2 protein-coding genes are annotated in these 1,291 nt (G+C 31.9%); both read right to left on the bottom strand.

The window, feature by feature from the left end; translation table 11 throughout:
- Positions 1–48: 48 nt before the first annotated feature.
- A complete protein-coding gene (locus SB773_RS29840; RefSeq protein ID WP_410593799.1) occupies positions 49–957 on the bottom strand; it encodes an IS3 family transposase in 909 nt (302 codons plus the stop codon).
- Entirely contained in the window at positions 912–1,220 is a 309-nt protein-coding gene (locus SB773_RS29835; protein WP_410593797.1) for a helix-turn-helix domain-containing protein, read from the bottom strand. Before SB773_RS29835 ends, SB773_RS29840 begins: the two co-directional genes overlap by 46 nt.
- Positions 1,221–1,291 lie beyond the last annotated feature (71 nt).

Raw genomic sequence — 1,291 nt, 5'->3', positions numbered from 1 at the left:
TGGTCTTACCCCAGTCAAGTAGACAGTAATAGATTAGGTGTCTTTTCATTAAGCAGCCTTAGTTCCAAATTCAATAGGACTAAGGTTGTTTAATCTTTTTTGAAATCTTTTGTTATTGTAATAGCTCATATATCTTTTAGTAGCCTTAAAAACTTCTGCTTTTTCATGAAACGTATGTCTATAAAAGCATTCTGCCTTAAAGTGACTAAAAAAGCTCTCTATACATGCATTATCATAACAATTTCCCTTCCTAGACATACTCACAGTTATTTTGTGCTTTTTAAGTAATTGGTTATATTTTTTTGATGTATACTGATAACCTCGGTCGCTATGTAATACTGTTTCGTGGACTTTTCTTTTTCTTAAGGCTTTATTAACTGTGTCTGTAACTAATTTTAAATTGTTGTATTCGCTCATTTGGTAGGCCACAACTTCGTTATTGTAAAGGTCTAGTATCACGGAAAGATATATGCGCTTTTTGTTAAAGGTAAGATAGGTTATATCTGTAACCCATTTTTGATTTGGTCTTGTAGTTGAAAACTCTCTGTTTAACAGATTTTCCGACACGACGCATTGTTCTTTTAAACCAAAATGCCTCCACTTTTTCTTTCGAATCTTAGCTTGTATCCCCATTTTTCTCATTAAACGATATACTCTTTTGTGATTTACCTGTAAACCATAATACTTTGTAAGCCATATACAAATTCTTCGGTAACCATAGCTACCATTTATATCTGGATCTCGTTCGCATTCTATTATTTTAGACATGATAAATTGGTCCTCTTTCATCTTTTCAGAGGGATCGTTGATTCTATTTTTCCACTTATAATACCCACTTCTTGAAACACCTGCAATTTCACAAAGCAATACAATTGAAAAGTTCTGTTTTAAGGTATGAATGACCTCGTATTCTACTGACTTGATTTTTTTGACCTCATCTCCTTTTTCGTAGCTAATAGCTTTTTTAAGTATGCGTTTTCCGCTTCTAATCTTTGTATTCTAGCATCTTGATTTATTTCATTTGTTTGTCTAGATCTTCCACGTTTTTCTTGTAGGCCCAGAATCCCTTCATTTTTATATTTTTTAATCCATCTATCTACAACTGAATATGTAACTCCTAATTCCTTTCCAATTAATTTACTTCCAATTCCTCTATGTAAGTACAATTCAATAGCTTTCATTTTAAAATCGATTGAAAAAGTTCTTCTAATTTTCCCCATAAAAAAATCCCCTCCATAATAAACAGTAAAGTAACTTTCTTTCAACTGTCTACTATAAGGGGATCATATCA

It is taken from the genome of Bacillus sp. SIMBA_074 (genome assembly GCF_046534555.1).
Taxonomy (GTDB): Bacteria; Bacillota; Bacilli; order Bacillales; family Bacillaceae_G; genus Bacillus_A; species Bacillus_A mycoides.
Note: the sequence above shows the minus strand (reverse complement) of the source record. Positions and strands in the feature narration are given on the sequence as shown.

Bases quoted from the DNA above. Each gene is read 5' to 3' on its own strand.
- SB773_RS29835 (WP_410593797.1), bottom strand. From the start codon at position 1,220: ATGGGGAAAATTAGAAGAACTTTTTCAATCGATTTTAAAATGAAAGCT.